General features: G+C 45.5%; 16 protein-coding genes. 10 read left to right on the forward strand and 6 right to left on the reverse strand.

What is annotated here, in order from left to right:
- Nucleotides 1-10: 10 nt before the first annotated feature.
- Both GQ367_RS06920 and galU read left to right on the forward strand, forming a co-directional pair.
- The gene (locus GQ367_RS06920) at nucleotides 11-2,872 is read left to right on the forward strand and encodes a valine--tRNA ligase (protein ID WP_215290231.1); all 2,862 of its coding nucleotides are present in this window, start codon (nucleotides 11-13) and stop codon (nucleotides 2,870-2,872) included.
- A 1-nt stretch (nucleotide 2,873) separates the two neighbouring features.
- Nucleotides 2,874-3,740 carry a UTP--glucose-1-phosphate uridylyltransferase GalU gene (gene galU / locus GQ367_RS06925; protein WP_215290233.1) on the forward strand — a complete coding sequence of 289 codons (867 nt, stop codon included), beginning with the start codon at nucleotides 2,874-2,876 and terminating at the stop codon, nucleotides 3,738-3,740.
- Between the two features lie 51 nt (nucleotides 3,741-3,791).
- On the opposite strand, the gene GQ367_RS06930 is transcribed toward galU, so the two are convergent.
- A complete protein-coding gene (locus GQ367_RS06930; protein WP_089514647.1) occupies nucleotides 3,792-4,025 on the reverse strand; it encodes a sulfurtransferase TusA family protein in 234 nt (77 codons plus the stop codon).
- Entirely contained in the window at nucleotides 4,022-6,649 is a 2,628-nt protein-coding gene (gene alaS / locus GQ367_RS06935) for an alanine--tRNA ligase (protein WP_215290235.1), read from the reverse strand. Before alaS ends, GQ367_RS06930 begins: the two co-directional genes overlap by 4 nt.
- A 127-nt stretch (nucleotides 6,650-6,776) precedes the next feature.
- Here alaS and GQ367_RS06940 point away from each other — a divergent pair, with 127 nt between their 5' ends.
- The 3 genes from GQ367_RS06940 to GQ367_RS06950 are packed head-to-tail and all read left to right on the forward strand — an operon-like array spanning nucleotide 6,777 to nucleotide 10,557.
- Nucleotides 6,777-7,238 (forward strand): tripartite tricarboxylate transporter TctB family protein, encoded by a 462-nt coding sequence (locus tag GQ367_RS06940; RefSeq protein ID WP_215290237.1) that lies wholly within the window; start codon nucleotides 6,777-6,779, stop codon nucleotides 7,236-7,238.
- A 19-nt stretch (nucleotides 7,239-7,257) separates the two neighbouring features.
- Nucleotides 7,258-8,760 (forward strand): tripartite tricarboxylate transporter permease, encoded by a 1,503-nt coding sequence (locus tag GQ367_RS06945; protein WP_215290239.1) that lies wholly within the window; start codon nucleotides 7,258-7,260, stop codon nucleotides 8,758-8,760.
- Nucleotides 8,761-8,775: 15 nt separating this feature from the next.
- A complete protein-coding gene (locus GQ367_RS06950; protein ID WP_215290241.1) occupies nucleotides 8,776-10,557 on the forward strand; it encodes a glutamine--tRNA ligase/YqeY domain fusion protein in 1,782 nt (593 codons plus the stop codon).
- A gap of 3 nt (nucleotides 10,558-10,560) precedes the next feature.
- On the opposite strand, the gene GQ367_RS06955 is transcribed toward GQ367_RS06950, so the two are convergent.
- Nucleotides 10,561-11,433, reverse strand: a complete 873-nt coding sequence (locus tag GQ367_RS06955; protein WP_215290243.1) for an SDR family oxidoreductase — start codon at nucleotides 11,431-11,433, stop codon at nucleotides 10,561-10,563.
- A gap of 35 nt (nucleotides 11,434-11,468) precedes the next feature.
- Here GQ367_RS06955 and GQ367_RS06960 point away from each other — a divergent pair, with 35 nt between their 5' ends.
- Complete coding sequence (locus tag GQ367_RS06960; protein WP_215290244.1) at nucleotides 11,469-12,524, forward strand: CDP-6-deoxy-delta-3,4-glucoseen reductase; 1,056 nt, start codon at nucleotides 11,469-11,471, stop codon at nucleotides 12,522-12,524.
- A 52-nt stretch (nucleotides 12,525-12,576) separates the two neighbouring features.
- Nucleotides 12,577-13,755, forward strand: coding sequence for an acetylornithine transaminase (locus tag GQ367_RS06965; protein ID WP_215290246.1), 1,179 nt, complete (start codon nucleotides 12,577-12,579; stop codon nucleotides 13,753-13,755).
- A 52-nt stretch (nucleotides 13,756-13,807) separates the two neighbouring features.
- Here GQ367_RS06965 and ispH read toward each other — a convergent pair whose 3' ends face one another.
- Both ispH and GQ367_RS06975 read right to left on the reverse strand, forming a co-directional pair.
- A complete protein-coding gene (ispH, locus tag GQ367_RS06970) occupies nucleotides 13,808-14,767 on the reverse strand; it encodes a 4-hydroxy-3-methylbut-2-enyl diphosphate reductase (protein ID WP_215290248.1) in 960 nt (319 codons plus the stop codon).
- Nucleotides 14,768-15,232 (reverse strand): peptidylprolyl isomerase, encoded by a 465-nt coding sequence (locus GQ367_RS06975; RefSeq protein WP_215290249.1) that lies wholly within the window; start codon nucleotides 15,230-15,232, stop codon nucleotides 14,768-14,770.
- 87 nt (nucleotides 15,233-15,319) lie between these two features.
- Between GQ367_RS06975 and radC the strand changes: the two genes are divergently transcribed.
- The 3 genes from radC to rpmG all read left to right on the forward strand — a co-directional run bounded on the left by radC (nucleotide 15,320) and on the right by rpmG (nucleotide 16,517).
- Nucleotides 15,320-15,964 (forward strand): DNA repair protein RadC, encoded by a 645-nt coding sequence (gene radC / locus GQ367_RS06980; RefSeq protein ID WP_251370148.1) that lies wholly within the window; start codon nucleotides 15,320-15,322, stop codon nucleotides 15,962-15,964.
- 140 nt (nucleotides 15,965-16,104) lie between these two features.
- Nucleotides 16,105-16,338, forward strand: coding sequence for a 50S ribosomal protein L28 (gene rpmB, locus GQ367_RS06985; RefSeq protein WP_089514656.1), 234 nt, complete (start codon nucleotides 16,105-16,107; stop codon nucleotides 16,336-16,338).
- An 11-nt stretch (nucleotides 16,339-16,349) separates the two neighbouring features.
- Nucleotides 16,350-16,517, forward strand: coding sequence for a 50S ribosomal protein L33 (rpmG, locus tag GQ367_RS06990; RefSeq protein ID WP_089514657.1), 168 nt, complete (start codon nucleotides 16,350-16,352; stop codon nucleotides 16,515-16,517).
- A 168-nt stretch (nucleotides 16,518-16,685) separates the two neighbouring features.
- Here rpmG and GQ367_RS06995 read toward each other — a convergent pair whose 3' ends face one another.
- Complete coding sequence (locus tag GQ367_RS06995) at nucleotides 16,686-17,885, reverse strand: fatty acid desaturase (protein ID WP_215290250.1); 1,200 nt, start codon at nucleotides 17,883-17,885, stop codon at nucleotides 16,686-16,688.
- Nucleotides 17,886-18,027 lie beyond the last annotated feature (142 nt).

Below are 18,027 nucleotides of genomic sequence, written 5' to 3' on the forward strand. Positions count from 1 at the left end.
ATTCGGGCTTATGTCTAAAAATCTTTCTGACCTCGCTAAATCTTTCGAACCCTCCCAAATCGAGGCCCAATGGGGTCCTGAGTGGGAAAAAAGGGGTATTGCCACCGCCACTTTGGACGACAAAAAGGATAGTTTTTGTATCCAATTGCCGCCACCGAACGTCACGGGCACCCTACACATGGGTCACGCCTTCAACCAAACCATCATGGATGGCCTGGCAAGACATGCTCGCATGCAGGGGAAAAACACCCTTTGGGTACCCGGCACTGACCACGCAGGTATTGCGACACAAATTGTGGTCGAAAGACAATTGGACGCTCAAAAGGTTTCAAGACATGATTTGGGCCGTGAAAAATTCTTAGAAAAAGTGTGGGCCTGGAAAGAGCAATCAGGATCGACCATCACCAATCAAATTAGACGCTTGGGTGCTTCGATTGATTGGAGCCGCGAATACTTCACGATGGACGACAAAATGTCCCAAGCAGTGGTTGAAGTATTTGTCAGCTTGTACGAACAAGGTTTGATTTATCGCGGTAAACGTTTGGTGAACTGGGACCCTATTTTGGGCACAGCAGTTTCTGACCTAGAAGTTGAGAGCGAAGAAGAACAAGGCTCAATGTGGCACATTCGTTACCCACTATCGAATGGTCAAGGACATCTCACAGTTGCCACCACCCGTCCAGAAACCATGTTGGGCGACGTAGCAGTGATGATTCATCCGGAAGATGAACGCTACAAGCATTTGATTGGTCAAACAGTTAACTTACCTCTATCAGACAGACAGATCCCGATCATTGCTGATGATTATGTCGATAAAGAATTTGGTACTGGGGTAGTTAAAGTAACACCAGCGCATGACTTCAATGACTACGCTGTTGGCTTGCGTCATCAATTAGAGATGATCAATATTTTGACCTTGGATGCCAAGATCAATGAACACGCACCTAAAAAATATCAAGGTCTTGACCGCTTTGAAGCGCGCAAGTTGATCGTTGCTGATCTTGAAGGTTTAGGTTTATTAGAAAAAGTTCAACCTCACACCTTGATGGTGCCGCGTGGCGATCGCACCAAGTCTGTGATTGAACCAATGCTCACCGATCAGTGGTTTGTGGCGATGTCTAAACCGACTGAACATAATCTGTATCGCCCAGGCAAATCAATTGCTGAGGCGGCGCTTGATGCAGTCAAGTGTGGTGATGTGAAGTTTGTTCCAGAAAATTGGACCACCACCTACAACCAGTGGTTAGAAGGTATTCAGGATTGGTGTATCTCACGTCAACTCTGGTGGGGTCATCAAATCCCAGCTTGGTATCAAGAAGACGGCAAGATTGTTGTTGCTCGCACAGAAGCAGAAGCTATCGCAAAAGCAAAAGCCAATGGCTACACAGGTGCTCTGCGTCGCGACGAAGACGTTTTGGACACATGGTTCAGCTCTGCCTTGGTGCCATTCTCATCATTGGGTTGGCCAAACAAAACGCCTGAGCTCGCTCACTTCTTGCCATCATCAGCATTGGTGACTGGCTTTGACATCATTTTCTTCTGGGTGGCTCGCATGGTCATGATGACTTGTCACTTCACTGGCAAGATCCCATTTGAAACTGTTTACGTTCACGGCTTGGTGCGCGACGCCGAAGGTCAAAAGATGAGTAAGTCCAAAGGCAATACTTTGGATCCAATTGATCTGATAGACGGCATTGATTTAGACACCTTGTTGGCAAAACGCACAACTGGTTTGATGAATCCTAAGCAAGCCGAAAGCATCACCAAGAAAACCAAAAAAGAATTCCCAGACGGCATCCCTGCCTTTGGTACAGATGCTTTGAGATTCACATTCGCATCGATGGCAACACTTGGCAGAAATATCAATTTCGATCAAAAGCGTTGCGAGGGTTACAGAAACTTCTGTAACAAGCTATGGAATGCCACCCGCTTCGTATTGATGAACTGCCCAGGCACACCTGAAGACAATGGCATTGCACAGTGCGTTGGCGAATGTGGTCCAGACGGTTATTTAGATTTCTCACCAGCGGACAAGTGGATCGTGTCCTTGTTGCAAAGAGTTGAGGAAGACATTGATAAAGGCTTTAAAGATTATCGTTTTGACAATATCTCAACATCCATCTATCAGTTTGTTTGGGATGAATATTGCGATTGGTACTTAGAACTTGCCAAAGTTCAATTACAAAACGGTACGCCAGCGCAACAACGCGCGACCCGCAGAACTCTTTTGCGCGTGCTAGAAACCATTTTGCGCTTGGCACACCCAGTGATCCCATTCATTACTGAAGAGTTGTGGCAAATTGTTGGTCCAATGTCTGGCAAGGATCTTGAGAAACAAGAAAAGCAAACGATTGCATTACAAGCTTACCCAGTTGCTCAGCCAGAGAAGATCTGTGCCAAGAGCGAAGCTTGGGTTGCTGAAGTCAAGGCTTTGGTAGACGCTTGTCGCAACCTCAGAGGTGAAATGCAAATCTCTCCAGCGCTGCGCGTGCCTTTGTATATCAAAGGTGATTCTGAGTTCTTGAAAATGGCAGCACCTTACATTCAGGCATTGGCAAAATTATCAGAAGTAAAAATTTATGAAGATGACGCCAGCCTAGAAAAAGATGGCGCAGGCGCACCAGTGTCGATCGTGGGCAATACCAAAATATTGCTCAAAGTTGAAATTGATGCAGCCGCTGAGAAGGCTCGATTGAGTAAAGAAATTGAGCGCATCAGTGCTGAAATCAATAAAGCCAATTCAAAATTGAACAATGAAAGCTTTGTGGCAAGAGCGCCTGAAGCCGTCGTGATTCAAGAGAAACAGCGTTTGGCTGATTTTGAGTCTTTATTAGAAAAACTGAACAGTCAATTAAGTCGTTTACCATCCTGATATGAATACAACCATCACCAAAGCAGTTTTCCCTGTTGCAGGCCTTGGCACCCGCTTCTTACCAGCGACCAAAGCCAGTCCTAAAGAAATGTTGAACGTGGTTGATAAACCATTGATTCAGTACGCGGTTGAAGAAGCCATGGCTGCCGGCATCACTGAAATGATTTTCGTCACAGGTCGCAGCAAACGAGCGATTGAAGATCACTTCGACAAAGCTTATGAACTTGAAGCTGAATTAGAAGCTAAAAATAAACAAGATTTGCTGACCTTGGTTCGCAGCATCAAACCAAGCCACGTGGATTGCGTGTACGTCAGACAGCCCGAAGCTCTTGGTTTGGGCCACGCTGTTTTGTGCGCTGAAAAATTAATCCGTGACGAAGCGTTTGCCGTGATCTTGGCGGATGACCTCTTGGATGGCAAAGTGCCCGTGATGAAGCAGATGGTAGACAAATACCAACACTATCGCAGCTCTATCTTGGGCGTTGAAAAAATTTCACCTGAGCAAAGCAAGTCTTATGGCGTGATTGACGGCAAATTATTTGATGAGCGCATTTATAAGCTGAGTGGCATTGTTGAAAAGCCAGCCCCAGCGGATGCTCCATCCAACATGGGTGTTGTGGGTCGCTATATTTTGTCTTCAAGAATATTTGATCACATCAAAACGATCAAACCAGGTGCCGGTGGCGAATTACAGTTAACCGATGCGATTCAATCACTGCTCAGTCAAGAGCAAGTATTGGCTTATGAATATGAAGGTGTGCGCTATGACTGTGGCAGCAAACTAGGCTATTTAAAAGCCACTGTGGACTTTGCTTTGCGTCACCCTGAAGTCAAGGACGGATTTAGCGAGTTTCTTAAAACTCGCTAATTGATTTAATTTATTTATTTGATTTGCTTGATCAGATCGATCGAGCAATCTTTAGCGGCGCTTGAGATAAAAGACAAAAGCGTCTGCTAATTTCTCAGTGAGCAGCAACTCATTACCGGTGTGCTTGGCAAAGGTTGGAAAATCTTGTTCAGCACCTGCATCAGTTGCTGTCACCTTAAGAACTTCCCCACTTTGCATTTCTGCCAATGCTTTCTTGGCTCGCAAAATAGGCAGTGGGCAATTCAGCCCACTGGCATCCACTTCTTTATCTACCTGCTGACTCATAAACGCTCTGATACCCAAGCTTGAACGCTCTTTAGAGCCACTGTGAGGCCTTTTGGATCGGTTCCACCAGCCATCGCCATATCAGGCTTACCACCGCCTTTACCACCCACCTGTTGAGCCACATGGTTCACCAAATCACCCGCTTTGACCTTGGCAATCGTGTCAGCAGTCACACCAGCAGCCAATTGAACTTTCCCATCTTGAACAGAAGCCAAAACAATGGCGGCTGATTTCAATTTATTCTTCAACTGATCCAAGGTTTCTCGCAAAACTTTGGCGTCTGCACCCTCAAGAAGAGCCGCCAAGATTTTCACGCCATTGACCTCAACAGCTTGTGACATCAATTCATCACCTTGGCTAGCAGCCAACTTAGAACCCAAACGCTCTAATTCTTTTTCCAAAGAACGTGCGTGCTCTTGAAGTTGTGTGATTCTCTGAGCCAAATCACTCGGGGTTGCTTTCAAGCTCGCAGCCAACTGATTGATCTGAGTGTCTAGTTTTTGCAAATAAGTCAAAGCACGATCACCGGTGATGGCCTCAACTCGGCGAATACCAGCAGCAACGCCACTCTCTGACAATATTTTAAAAATACCAATATCACCGGTTCTCTGAACGTGCGTACCGCCACACAACTCTTTGGATGAACCGATTTCTAAAACGCGCACAGACTCGCCGTATTTCTCTCCAAACAACATCATGGCGCCCGTTTTCTGCGCATCATCCAAGCTCATCACTTTGGCTGAGGTGGCAGCGTTTGCCAAAATTTCAGCATTCACCAACTGCTCTACCTGAGCAATCTGTTCTGGAGTCATAGGAGCAGTGTGCGTGAAGTCAAAACGTGTTTTATCAGCATCAACCAATGAACCCTTTTGCTGCACATGAGCACCCAATACTTCACGCAATGCTTTGTGCATTAAATGAGTGGCACTGTGATGACGAATCGTTCTTGCACGTCTTTCAGCATCCACTTTGGCATTGAGCTGATCGCCCACTTTGATCTCACCTTCAAGCACTTGACCATGATGACCAAATACATCGGCCTGAATCTTGAGCGTGTCTTCAACTTCAAACAAGCTGGATTGATTGCGTAACTCACCGACATCACCGACTTGGCCACCAGATTCAGCATAGAAAGGTGTGTTGTCTAAAACCAAAACAGCACTGTCGCCTGCCTTGATTGAATTCACTTGTGAGCCATCAACATAAAGTGCCAATACTTTGGCTGAGTCTTTATTCAAAGTGTCATAACCGTGGAACACGGTTGGCGCCCCACTGTATTCAAGACCTTGAGCCATTTTGAATTTGCCTGCAGCACGTGCTTGATCACGTTGACGATTCATGGCCACTTCAAAGCCAGCTTCATCAACTGTCACACCACGCTCACGACAGACGTCGGCCGTTAAATCAAGCGGGAAACCAAATGTATCGTGCAACTTGAACGCGGTTTCACCATCAATCACTTTTGAAGTATTGGCCAAAGCAGCTTCAAGAATTTCCATACCGTTAGAAATGGTTTGGAAGAATCTTTCTTCTTCTTGCTTCAACACTTCAGTTACTTTGGCTTCATTGGCCTTGAGTTCTGGGTAAGCCTCGCCCATTTCTTTAACCAAAGCACTGACAAGCTTGTGGAAGAATGGGGCACGAGCACCCAATTTGTAACCGTGACGAATCGCACGACGAGTGATACGACGCAAAACGTAACCACGTCCTGCATTGCCCGGAATCACACCATCTGCAACTGTGAAAGAACATGCGCGAATGTGGTCTGCAATCACTTTGAGTGATGGGCTGTTGGCATCACAGTTGCCAGCACCGGCACCATCAACCGCTGCTTTTGCAGCGTTAAGCAAATTAACAAATAAATCGATTTCGTAATTTGAGTGAACATGTTGCAACACTGCAGCAATACGCTCAAGCCCCATACCAGTATCAACACTTGGCTTAGGCAGTGGATGCATCACACCATCTTCATCGCGGTTGAATTGCATGAAAACGTTGTTCCAGATTTCGATGTAGCGATCGCCATCTTCATCAGGACTGCCAGGAGGACCGCCAGCAATGTGGTCACCGTGGTCATAAAAGATTTCTGTACAAGGACCGCAAGGACCCGTGTCACCCATCATCCAGAAGTTATCTGAAGCGTAACGGCCACCTTTGTTGTCGCCAATGCGAATGATTCTTTCAGCCGGTACACCAATTTCTTTTTGCCAAATGTCATATGCCTCATCATCTTCGGCATAAACAGTCACCCATAACTTTTCAGCTGGTAAGTTGTAAACGGTGGTCAACAATTCCCAAGCGTAGCTAATGGCATCTTTTTTGAAATAATCACCAAAAGAGAAGTTACCCAACATCTCAAAGAAGGTGTGGTGACGCGCGGTGTAACCCACATTGTCTAAGTCATTGTGCTTACCACCCGCACGAATACATTTCTGCGCTGTGGTCGCTCTGTTGTAAGGGCGCTTATCAAAGCCCAAGAAAACATCTTTGAATTGATTCATGCCCGCATTGGTGAACAACAAGGTTGGATCATCACCAGGAACGACCGGACTGGAAGAGACCACCTGGTGGCCCTTGGATTCAAAGAACTTTAAGAAATTTTGGCGTATTTGAGTAACTTTCATGAGCGTAATTATGACTCAGACAACGCTCATTGGTACAAACCCCAAGCCAAAAAACGGGAATCTTAGCTTTAAGAAAGCTTACAATTGCGTCTTTAACACTTGCATACAAAATAAAGAGGGCCTAACGATGCATATTCGCAGTCAAAAAGACTTCGCCTCAGGAATCATGTTTGTACTTATTGGACTGGGTTTTGCCTATGTTGCAACCACTTATCCGATGGGTACCCCCGCCAAGATGGGTCCTGGTTACTTTCCTTTTTGGCTAGGTATCGTCCTAGCCATGATTGGTGCGATTGTCACCATGACTTCTATGTCTAAAAAAGGTGAATCAGACAAACTCGCTAAATGGGACTGGGTCTCGGTTTTGTGGGTCACTGGATCAGTGGTTTTATTCGGTCTTATCTTGAAGCCAATGGGCTTGGTTGTTTCATTGGCACTTTTGGTCTTCATCTCAGCCATGGCCAGCCATGAATTCCATTGGAAAGGCACTGTAGTAAATATAGTGATCATGAATTTAATTGCCTACGTTGCCTTTATCTGGGGACTGAAACTTCAGTTCCAAGTTTGGCCAAGCTTTTTAACTCCTTAAATCTCGGAGAAGATACATCATGGAATTATTAGACAATCTCTCGCTTGGCTTTGCGACTGCTTTTACCCTGCAAAACTTGCTTTACTGTTTCATTGGTTGCTTACTTGGCACAATGATTGGTGTTCTTCCAGGCCTAGGACCAATCGCTACGATTGCGATGCTCTTACCTGCAACTTATGCATTGCCTCCAATTGCAGCCCTCATCATGTTGGCTGGTATTTACTACGGCGCCCAGTACGGTGGCTCAACCACAGCAATCTTGGTCAACATCCCAGGAGAATCATCCTCAGTAGTGACTGCGATTGACGGCTATCAAATGGCTCGTCGCGGTCGTGCTGGCGTGGCTCTATTCACAGCCGGCTTTGGATCTTTCTTCGCTGGTTGCGTAGCAACTTTGGTTCTTGCTGCATTTGCTGCACCATTGGCAGAAGTTGCCTTTAAGTTTGGTCCTGCAGAGTATTTCTCTCTGATGGTTCTAGGTTTGATTGGCGCCGTGGTTTTGGCTTCAGGCTCATTAGTTAAAGCGATTGGCATGATTGTGCTTGGCTTGTTGCTTGGCTTGATTGGTACAGACGTTAACTCTGGCGCCGCCCGTTATTCATTTGATATCCCTGAATTAACAGACGGTATTGGTTTTGTGGCGATTGCAATGGGTGTGTTTGGTTTCGCTGAAATCATGAATAACCTTGAGCAAAAAGAGAAGCGTGAAACTTTCTTGGATAAAGTGACATCACTTTGGCCTGGCAAGGAAGACTTCAAGCGCATGATTCCGTCGATTCTTCGCGGAACAGGCATTGGCTCTATCTTGGGCGTTCTACCTGGAGGAGGTGCAGCACTAGCTGCTTTTGCCGCCTACTCAGTCGAAAAGAAAACATCGAAACACAGCGCAGAATTTGGTAAAGGCGCTATTGAAGGTGTGGCTGGTCCTGAAAGTGCTAACAATGCCGCATCACAAACATCATTCATTCCTTTGTTAACACTTGGTATTCCACCAAACGCTGTGATGGCTTTGATGGTGGGTGCGATGACGATTCATAACATTCAGCCAGGTCCACAGGTGATGACTTCTAACCCAGCTTTGTTCTGGGGTTTGATTGCATCGATGTGGATTGGTAACTTGATGTTGATCATTTTGAACCTGCCATTGATTGGTGTGTGGGTCAAAATGTTGACGATTCCTTATCGCCACCTCTATCCAGCTATCTTGGTTTTCTGCTGTATCGGCGTGTACACCGTTAACAACACCAACTTTGATATTTTCATGACAGCCATTTTCGGTATTGCTGGCTACTTGTTCTTCAAATTGGGTTGCGAAGCACCTCCATTGCTTCTTGGCTTTGTTCTAGGACCGATGATGGAAGAGAACTTCCGTCGCGCCCTACTCCTTGCCAGAGGTGATTTCACGGTCTTCTTGACGCGTCCACTATCTCTTGGTCTATTGATTGCTGCAGCCGCATTGGTTGTTATTGTGACTCTTCCAGCAGTGAAAAAAACCAGAGAAGAGGCTTTCGTCGAAGAATAAATTTACAATGTGGGTATGTCTGAAAAGAAGAACCCAATTCCTTCTAAATTCGAGACCCTAGAGGTCTCGAATTTTTTGCGTCAAATCATTGATGCCGATCTTGCCCAAGGCAAGCACTCTAAGCGCTTAGAGGCCTCTGGCAAGCCACTCCCAAGCGTTATCACCAGGTTCCCACCTGAGCCAAATGGTTACCTGCACATCGGTCATGCCAAGAGCATTTGCTTGAACTTTGGCCTTGCCAGAGATTATGCACACGCTTTGAACGGCGCCCGCTGCAACATGCGCTTTGATGACACCAATCCAAGTAAAGAAGAGACTGAATACGTTGATAGCATCATTGATGCCGTCCGTTGGTTAGGCTTTGATTGGATCCATGAAGGTGTTGAGCATCAACACTATGCCAGCGACTATTTTGACCAATTGTATGAATTTGCAGAAAAGTTAATTGAGGCTAATAAAGCTTATGTTGACAGTCAATCTGCTGATGAAATTCATAAAAATCGCGGTAACTTTACCCAGCTGGGCACAAACAGCCCATTTAGAAACCGCAGTGCGGAAGAGAATTTGGCTTTATTCAGAGAGATGAAGTCTGGCAAATACCCAGATGGCGCTCATGTATTGAGACTCAAAATTGACATGAGTCATCCAAACATTGTTTTACGTGACCCAGTGGTGTATCGCATTCGTCACGCCCACCATCATCGCACCGGTGATAAGTGGTGCATCTACCCACTTTATGACTTCACTCATTGCATCTCTGATGCTTTAGAAAACATCACTCACTCCATCTGTACTTTGGAGTTTGAGAACAATCGCCCACTCTATGACTGGGTATTAGAAGCACTCAAAGAAGTGGGTGTCTTCAAAGATCCTTTACCAAAGCAATATGAGTTCGCGCGTTTAAATTTAACGTATGCCATCACCAGCAAGCGCAAGCTATTGCAGTTGGTTGAAGAAAAACGTGTGGATGGTTGGGATGATCCGCGCATGCCAACCTTGGTGGGTATCAGACGTCGTGGCTTCACCCCTGAAAGTATTCGTTTGTTCTGCGAGCGCATTGGCGTATCCAAAGCAGATAGCTGGATCGATATGTCTGTGCTTGAGCAAGCCTTGCGTGATGATCTAGACGCTAAGGCAGAGCGCGCTTTTGTGGTGTTAAAGCCTTTGAAACTCATCATTGATAACTTTGATGCTAACCACAGCGAACCTTGCTCTGCGCCCAAACATCCTCACCATGAGGATTGGGGTCGCCGCGAATTCAATCTAAGCAAAGAGCTTTGGATTGAAGAAGATGACTTCATGATCGAACCAGTCAAAGGTTTCTTCAGACTCTATCCACCTGCGAATGGTGAAGCAGGCAGTCGTGTGCGCCTGCGTCATGGCTTTGTGATTGAGTGCACAGGCTACGACACCGATGCCAGCGGCAAAGTGATCGCAGTTCATGCCAATTACTTCCCTGATAGCAAGAGCGGCACGCCTGAGTCGAATAATTACAAGGTGAAGGGCAATCTTCACTGGGTCAGCGCCAAAGAAGGTATCAAGGCTGAGATCCGCGTTTACGATCGTTTATTCACCGACCCACATCCAGACAGTGGTGATAAGAACTTCTTGGACGCCATCAATCAGGATTCAAAACAAATTTTGCATGCTTACTTAGAGCCAAGCCTAAAAGATGCAAAAGCTGAACAGCGCTTTCAGTTTGAACGTCATGGTTATTTTGTGGCGGATCGAATTGATCACACAGCATCCAAGCCAGTGTTTAACTTGTGTGTGGGCTTGAAAGATATTTGGAAGTAAATCTTAAAGAGAATTTAAACAGTCTTCCACAGTCGGGTAGCGAAGTTTAAATCTGAGTTCTTTCAAGCGCTTATTCTGAATGCGTCGCGACTCACTCATGAACGACAGCATCATAGGATCTAACTGTGCGCTCAAGTCCTGCCTCGATGCTCTTGGAGGTTTTGGTAAATCCATCTTTTCAGCAATCAAGTCAAAGTAATCAGCCATCTTTAATTGACCGTCATCACAGGCATTGATGACGCGCTGAGATTTACCTCTCCACAAAACATAAGTGATCAATCTGGCTAAGTCATCAGCATTGACGTGATTCGTATAAACATCCTCATCAGCATTCAGTACAGGAGTTCCCCGCCCCAATCTTTCGACGGGGAGTCGATCACCGGCATAAATGCCAGGAACTCTCAAAATATGTGTCTGAACCCCTGACATGCCCCACGCCCTGATTTGCTGCTCGGCAGAGACCCTTCTTTGAGCCCGAGCCGTGCTTGGGTTCAGGGTTTTGGTTTCATCAATCAAAGCCCCCTGACAGTCTCCATAGACGCCCGTGGTGCTGATATAAATCAGTTGCCTGATAAATCCTGCCCCGTGAGATAAAATTGACAGCAAGTTACTTGTACGACGATCTTGAAGGCCTTGAGTAGCCGGCGGGGCCAAATGGATCACTTGGGCAGCCAAGTGAGGTAAACGCCATAGAGTCTCTGGCTGGTCAAGATTCCCATAGATAGGAATTGCCCCAGCCTGCCTCAATGCCGACATCCTGCTGGTTGAAGAAGTCAGAGCAAACACTCGGTATTTCCTCACCAATAGCGGCAGCAAGCGCATACCGACGTCGCCACAACCAACGATAAGAATTCTAGGTTTACCAATACGTTGCATAAACTCAATCGTAATGCTTTAAAAAAGGAATGTCAGTGTCTTACCAAATAACCATTAAAACCAGCGGAAAAACATTTAGTGCCAACGGCGATGAAACTGTTTTAGAAGCCGCGATGCGTCAAGGCATCAATTTACCTTATGGTTGCAAAAATGGTGCCTGCGGCTCTTGCAAGGGCAAGATTGAATCTGGTCAGGTTTCACATGGCCAACACCAAGAAAAGGCTTTGACAGCTGAAGAGGCTTTCAATGGCTGCGCCCTATTTTGCTGCGCCAAAGCAGAGTCCGATTTGGTGATTGATGTGAAAGAAGTGCCATTGAATGGCGATGTCACGATCAAGAAGATTCCTTGTCGCGTGGCCAGCCTAGAGCAAGCAGCGGACGATGTGGTGATTGTGAAACTACAACTACCTGCTACCGAGAAGTTTCAGTTTTTAGCAGGTCAATACATTGAGTTTTTATTGAAAGACAAACGTCGCGCTTACTCAATTGCAAGTGCTCCGCATGAAGAAGGTCCTCTAGAGCTGCACATCAGACACATGCCTGGTGGCTCATTCACCGACTTTGTATTTGGCAAAACTGAGAACGGCACGACCCTCAAAGAAAAAGATATTTTGCGTTTTGAAGGCCCTATGGGCAGCTTCTTCTTGCGCGAAGACTCTGACAAGCCAATCATCTTTATTGCCTCAGGCACGGGCTTTGCCCCAATCAGAGGCATCATCGAGCACATGCGTCATGCAGGCATCACTCGTCCAGTAAAGCTTTACTGGGGCGGTCGTCGACCAAAAGATTTTTATCGTGATGCCTTGTGCCAATCATGGGCGAAAGAAATCCCTAATTTCTCATACATTCCGGTTGCTTCAGACGCTACCCCAGAAGATCAATGGACAGGTCGAACAGGCTTTGTTCACGTGGCAGCAATGGAAGATAATCCAGACATGTCGGGCTACCAAGTGTATGCCTGTGGCGCACCGATTGTGGTTGAATCCGCTAAAAACGATTTCGTTGCAAAATGTCACTTACCAGCTGATGAGTTTTACGCAGACGCATTCACATCTGCAGCTGATTTAGCCAAGAAAAATGCCACTGCTTGAACTTTGATAAATACGAAATTTTTGATCAACCCTGAAACAGATAAATAAAGACATGACTATTGATACCCATTCAGTGATGTACATCACCAAACGTCCAGACTTGGTTTTCACCGAAGGTCAGGGTTCTTGGTTGGTTGATCAGAACGGTAAAAAATATTTAGACTTTTTACAAGGTTGGGCTGTTAACTGCTTGGGTCATTCAAACCCAGGCATGATTGAGGCGATTGAAAAGCAAGCTAAAAAGGTCATCAACCCAAGCCCTGCTTTTTATAACGAGCCGATGATTGCGCTGTCTAATTTACTGACTGCCAATAGTTGCTTTGACAAAGTATTTTTTGCCAACAGCGGCGCTGAAGCCAACGAAGGTGCTATCAAGCTAGCTCGTAAATGGGGTAAGCTTCATAAAAACAATGCATTTGAAATCATCACTTTCAATCATGGGTTTCACGGCAGAACCTTGGCCACGATGAGCGCTTCTGGTAAAGAAGGCTGGGACACGATGTTTGCTCCTCAAGTTCCTGGTTTTCCAAAAGCAGAATTGAACGACATTGAATCAGTCAAAAAACTGATCAACGATAAAACTGTGGCCATCATGCTTGAGCCCGTTCAAGGTGAAGGTGGCGTTATTCCAGCGGATCATCAGTTCATGCGTGATCTTCGCGAAATCACCAAGCAAAATAAAATCTTATTGATCGTTGACGAAGTTCAAGCTGGTTGCGGCAGAACAGGCAAACTATTTGCCCATCAGCTTTACAACATCAACCCTGACATCATGACGCTAGGCAAAGGCATTGGTGGCGGCGTGCCATTGGCCGCACTTCTAGCCACCGATGAAGTTGCTTGCTTTGAACCAGGCGATCAAGGTGGCACTTATAACGGCAATCCTTTGATGACTGCGGTAGGATTTAGCGTCATCTCTCAGTTATTGGCCCCAGGATTCTTGGATGAAGTACTTGCCAAAGGTGAGTACCTAAGAGAATTATTACTAGATCTGAGCAAAGAACTCGGTCTTGATGGTGAGCGCGGCGAAGGCTTATTGAGAGCGCTCAAATTGAATCGTGACATCGGACCTGAAATCGTTGAACGCGCTCGCAATCTTGAGCCGATTGGTCTTCTATTGAATTCACCTCGCCCAAATTTAATTCGCTTCATGCCAGCGCTGAATATCAGCCGTGAAGAATTAAAACAAATGGTAGACCTCTTAAGAGGCGTGATCCAATCAATTAAGTAAGTAGATCAGGGGCGGCAGTACTAAAGGCAGTCTTATCCAGCCTAAGGTAGCCTTAAAGCCCCTTGGGCAAAGGGAATGCCGTGTTCTCAACAATCCCTTCTAAAGGTCTCACACTCTTAGGCCCCAACTCTTTGATGCGATCAATGATTGATTGAGCCAAGCTCTCTGGTGCAGACGCACCTGCAGTCAGACCAATTCTCTTTTTACCTACAAACCATTCAGGATTTAACTGACTAGGATGGTCCACCATGTAGGAAACAACTCCAAGCTTTTCAGACAATTCTCTCAAGCGATTGGAGTTAGAGCTATTGGGGCTACCAACCACAATCACCAGTTCAACTTGTGGAGCCATGAACTTCACAGCATCTTGACGATTTTGAGTGGCGTAGCAAATGTCTTGTTTTTTCGGTTGCTGAATATGTGGGTACTTCGCTTTTAATGCGTCCACAATTTCTTTGGTTTCATCAACCGACAAAGTTGTTTGAGTCACATAAGCAACAGGACTATCCGACGGAATCGTCAAAGCTTGAACATCATGAATGTTTTCCACCAGTTGAATGCCTTCCGGCGCCTGGCCCATGGTGCCTTCAACTTCAGGATGACCACGATGACCAATCATGACGATCGTCATGCCCTCTTTGCGCATTTTTATAACTTCAACGTGCACCTTTGTCACCAAAGGACAGGTCGCATCAAATATCTTCAAGCCACGCTCTTCTGCCTCTTGTCTCACCGCTGGCGAAACACCGTGCGCGCTGAAGATCAAAGTATTACCAGGCGGAACCTCATGAAGCTCATCGACAAAGATGGCGCCACGAGCTCGCAAATCATTCACGACATAGGCGTTATGAACAATTTCATGGCGCACATAAATAGGCGCCCCAAACTTTGTCAAAGCCTGCTCAACAATTGTGATGGCACGATCAACTCCCGCACAAAAGCCCCTGGGTTGAGCCAGCAAAATTTCGCCGTCATTCAACACATCAGAACTTGTTTGAGCAGGCGTCGTCATTTAAAGAATCGCGATGATTTCTGCTTCGAACAAAATTGTTTTGCCCGACAAAGGATGGTTAAAGTCAAAAGTTGCAGAATCACCATCAATTGCCAAAAGCGTTCCAGAGTAAGTTGCACCATTGGGTGCGTTGAACTCAATCATGTCGCCAGGCAAATACTCTTCTTCAGGAGAAGAGTTCTCGCGCAAAGTTGCCAAAGAGATTGTTCTGATCAAATCCGGGTTCTTCTCGCCAAAGGCAACTTCAGGAGCCATGGTGAAGGTTTTACGCTCATTCAGGAGCATGCCGACCAATGCTTGTTCGAGCGTGGGCGAGAATTGCCCAGTGCCCATCATCAAAGTGGCAGGCTTGTCCTCGAAAGTGTTCACGACGTCTCCACCCTCGGGCAAAGAAATCCTGTAGTTCAAGGTCAAGAACGAATTGGCGGTAACTTCGGCTCCGCTAGCCATATTAGATTCAGTCATGGCAACATTTTAACTAGCCCTGAGAAATCTGCTCAAACATCGATTAAAAATTGGCCAAAGCAGTCTCAACCACGAGAAAAACTTCTTTTGAGTGGGCCAAGCTCCATGAATGACGCTGAGCTACTCTCCATCATCCTCAGAACAGGCAACCAAGGAGAAAACTCCTTGAATCTATCCCATCGACTCATCCAGGAATTTGGTTCGCTCTCAGCCATCCTCAACGCAAGCTTCAAAGACTTTGAAGCTTATAAAGGTATTGGCATTTCTAAATGGTCACAACTACAAGTCATTCACGAACTGGTGCAGCGCAGCTACAAAGAGAAGATCAAACAACAAAGTATTTTGACTTCGACCGATTTGGTTAAAAGCTATTTGATTGGATTGATTGGTCAGAGGGAGTATGAGGTCTTTGTCTGTCTTTATTTGGATATCCATTTAAGGCTGATTGATACCCATGAAATCTTTCGAGGGTCCATCTCAGAAACAGCGGTTCATGTTCGTGAAATTGCCAAAGAATGTTTACTGAGAAACGCGAGTAATTTGATCATTGCCCACAATCATCCCAGCGGAAGCTTAAAGCCCAGTCAAGAGGACATCACTTTGACCATTGTTTTGCATGAAGCCTTGCAACTGATTGAGGTTAATCTGCTCGATCACTGCATTGTGACAAAAAGAGGAGCCTCATCTTTCTTAGAGCTTAAGATAATGCCATTTAAAGATAGTAAACACTAACTTAATGGTCTATTTTGAGTGGAATTTAGGCCAAATCAGAGACTTTTTTTGATCGGATTCAGAATGCCTTTGAGTAAATAGTGGAATAGTTTCTCGCCACCTGCTACAATCTCTTTTTTTCGCAATTCAAGGAGTGTGTCATGGCAAAAGTATGCCAAGTCACCGGGAAAAAGCCGATGGTCGGCAACAATGTTTCCCATGCAAACAATAAGACAAAACGTCGCTTTTTGCCTAATCTGCAAAATCGTCGTTTTTGGGTTGAATCTGAAAACCGTTGGGTAAGCTTACGCATTACCAACGCCGGTCTTCGCATGATCGATAAAGTAGGCATCGACGCTGTATTGGTTGATTTGCGTACTCGCGGTGAAATCTAAGGAGCGGCAAAATGGCTAAAGGTGGACGCGAAAAAATCAAATTAGAATCGACTGCAGGTACTGGTCACTTCTACACAACAACTAAGAACAAACGTACCATGCCTGAGAAAATGGAGATCATGAAGTTTGATCCTAAAGCTCGCAAGCATGTGTCTTACAAAGAAACAAAGATTAAATAAATCTCGGCTTCATCAGCTGATCAGATTTACTTGATCAAATAAAAAACCCGCTCTAGAGCGGGTTTTTTGTTGTCTATCTTTTGCTTATTTTTACTAGCTAGCTATTGATTGATACTAACCAGCCATCTTTCAAACCATCAGGTGGCTATTTAAAGCCACCTGAGAGCTTTATACCGTGTATCTACGCAGACGCAATGAGAACTCTTGCAAGCCCGCCATGCCGCTTGTTTCAGCCTTATGGCACCACTGCTGCAACTGAGCAATCAATTGTTCTTTGGTCACGTGTGAACGCTGCCAAAGACTGGCTAATTCACGACGCATCTCAACCATCAACTTCACTGACTTGTTCGTTGCCATGAGCTTCTCAAGGTTCGCAAGCTCAGCTTCAGTTAACTTGGCTTCATCTTTGTACAACCAAAGACGTTGATCACCAAACTGAGCCGCCAATTCTTTCATGTGCGCAACTTCAGCATCGAATGTTTGACGCAAAGTTTTTGAATAACGCGCCATCACTTCATATCGGTTAGCGATCACTGCTTGCAAAGTCTTTTCTGAAGCCTGCTCAAGTTCAGCCAATACTGGCTTAGGTGGCAATTTTTTAACTTTGGCTAAACCAGCCATTTCTAATGCACGGATGTAAACCCAACCAATATCAAACTCATACCATTTGTTAGAAAGCTTGGCGCTGGTTGCATAGGTGTGATGATTGTTGTGCAACTCTTCACCACCAATCAAAATGCCCCAAGGCATTAAGTTAGTAGAAGCGTCTTCGCAATCGTAATTGCGATAGCCCCAGTAGTGACCCATGCCATTGATGATGCCCGCTGCTGTGATTGGGATCCACAACATTTGAACAGCCCAGACAGTGGCGCCCAGCGCTCCAAACAGAATCACATCAATGATCAACATCAATGCAACACCTTGCCATTGATATTTTGAGTAAAGATTTTTTTCCATCCAGTCATCAGGTGTACCGTGACCAAACTTCTCAATGGTTTCTTTGTTCTTAGCTTCAGCGCGATACAACTCAGCGCCTCTCGATAAAACAGTACCAATACCTAATACTTGAGGGCTGTGAGGATCATCAACGGTTTCGCACTTAGCGTGGTGCTTGCGATGAATCGCCGCCCACTCTTTGGTCACCATACCGGTGGTTAACCACAACCAAAAACGGAAGAAATGAGATGGGATGGCGTGTAACTCTAAGGCGCGATGAGCCTGACAACGATGCAAAAAGATTGTCACGCTGGCAATGGTGATGTGAGTCAACAACAGTGTGATCAACAAAATCTGCCACCAAGACCAATTCAGGTAGCCATTTGCAATCCAATTCAACACAAAATCTCTAGTTTGTTCTAACCAAGCCATGCGGCCATCCTCTCAATATGCTTAAGAGAGATATTTTATCAAGCTTTCAGTATATTCACACTGCAAACTTGAAACAGATTTAATCTAAATCATGTTTTTTAGATAATAAATCGAATTAGTTAGTGAAATTTAGCTACTTTTA

It is taken from the genome of Polynucleobacter sp. MWH-CaK5 (assembly GCF_018687615.1).
GTDB lineage: Bacteria > Pseudomonadota > Gammaproteobacteria > Burkholderiales > Burkholderiaceae > Polynucleobacter.

Coding starts and splice junctions, on each gene's coding strand:
- GQ367_RS06920 (WP_215290231.1), top strand. CDS start 11: ATGTCTAAAAATCTTTCTGACCTCGCTAAATCTTTCGAACCCTCCCAA.
- galU (WP_215290233.1), top strand. CDS start 2,874: ATGAATACAACCATCACCAAAGCAGTTTTCCCTGTTGCAGGCCTTGGC.
- GQ367_RS06930 (WP_089514647.1), bottom strand. CDS start 4,025: ATGAGTCAGCAGGTAGATAAAGAAGTGGATGCCAGTGGGCTGAATTGC.
- alaS (WP_215290235.1), bottom strand. CDS start 6,649: ATGAAAGTTACTCAAATACGCCAAAATTTCTTAAAGTTCTTTGAATCC.
- GQ367_RS06940 (WP_215290237.1), top strand. CDS start 6,777: ATGCATATTCGCAGTCAAAAAGACTTCGCCTCAGGAATCATGTTTGTA.
- GQ367_RS06945 (WP_215290239.1), top strand. CDS start 7,258: ATGGAATTATTAGACAATCTCTCGCTTGGCTTTGCGACTGCTTTTACC.
- GQ367_RS06950 (WP_215290241.1), top strand. CDS start 8,776: ATGTCTGAAAAGAAGAACCCAATTCCTTCTAAATTCGAGACCCTAGAG.
- GQ367_RS06955 (WP_215290243.1), bottom strand. CDS start 11,433: ATGCAACGTATTGGTAAACCTAGAATTCTTATCGTTGGTTGTGGCGAC.
- GQ367_RS06965 (WP_215290246.1), top strand. CDS start 12,577: ATGACTATTGATACCCATTCAGTGATGTACATCACCAAACGTCCAGAC.
- ispH (WP_215290248.1), bottom strand. CDS start 14,767: ATGACGACGCCTGCTCAAACAAGTTCTGATGTGTTGAATGACGGCGAA.
- GQ367_RS06975 (WP_215290249.1), bottom strand. CDS start 15,232: ATGACTGAATCTAATATGGCTAGCGGAGCCGAAGTTACCGCCAATTCG.
- rpmB (WP_089514656.1), top strand. CDS start 16,105: ATGGCAAAAGTATGCCAAGTCACCGGGAAAAAGCCGATGGTCGGCAAC.
- rpmG (WP_089514657.1), top strand. CDS start 16,350: ATGGCTAAAGGTGGACGCGAAAAAATCAAATTAGAATCGACTGCAGGT.
- GQ367_RS06995 (WP_215290250.1), bottom strand. CDS start 17,885: ATGGCTTGGTTAGAACAAACTAGAGATTTTGTGTTGAATTGGATTGCA.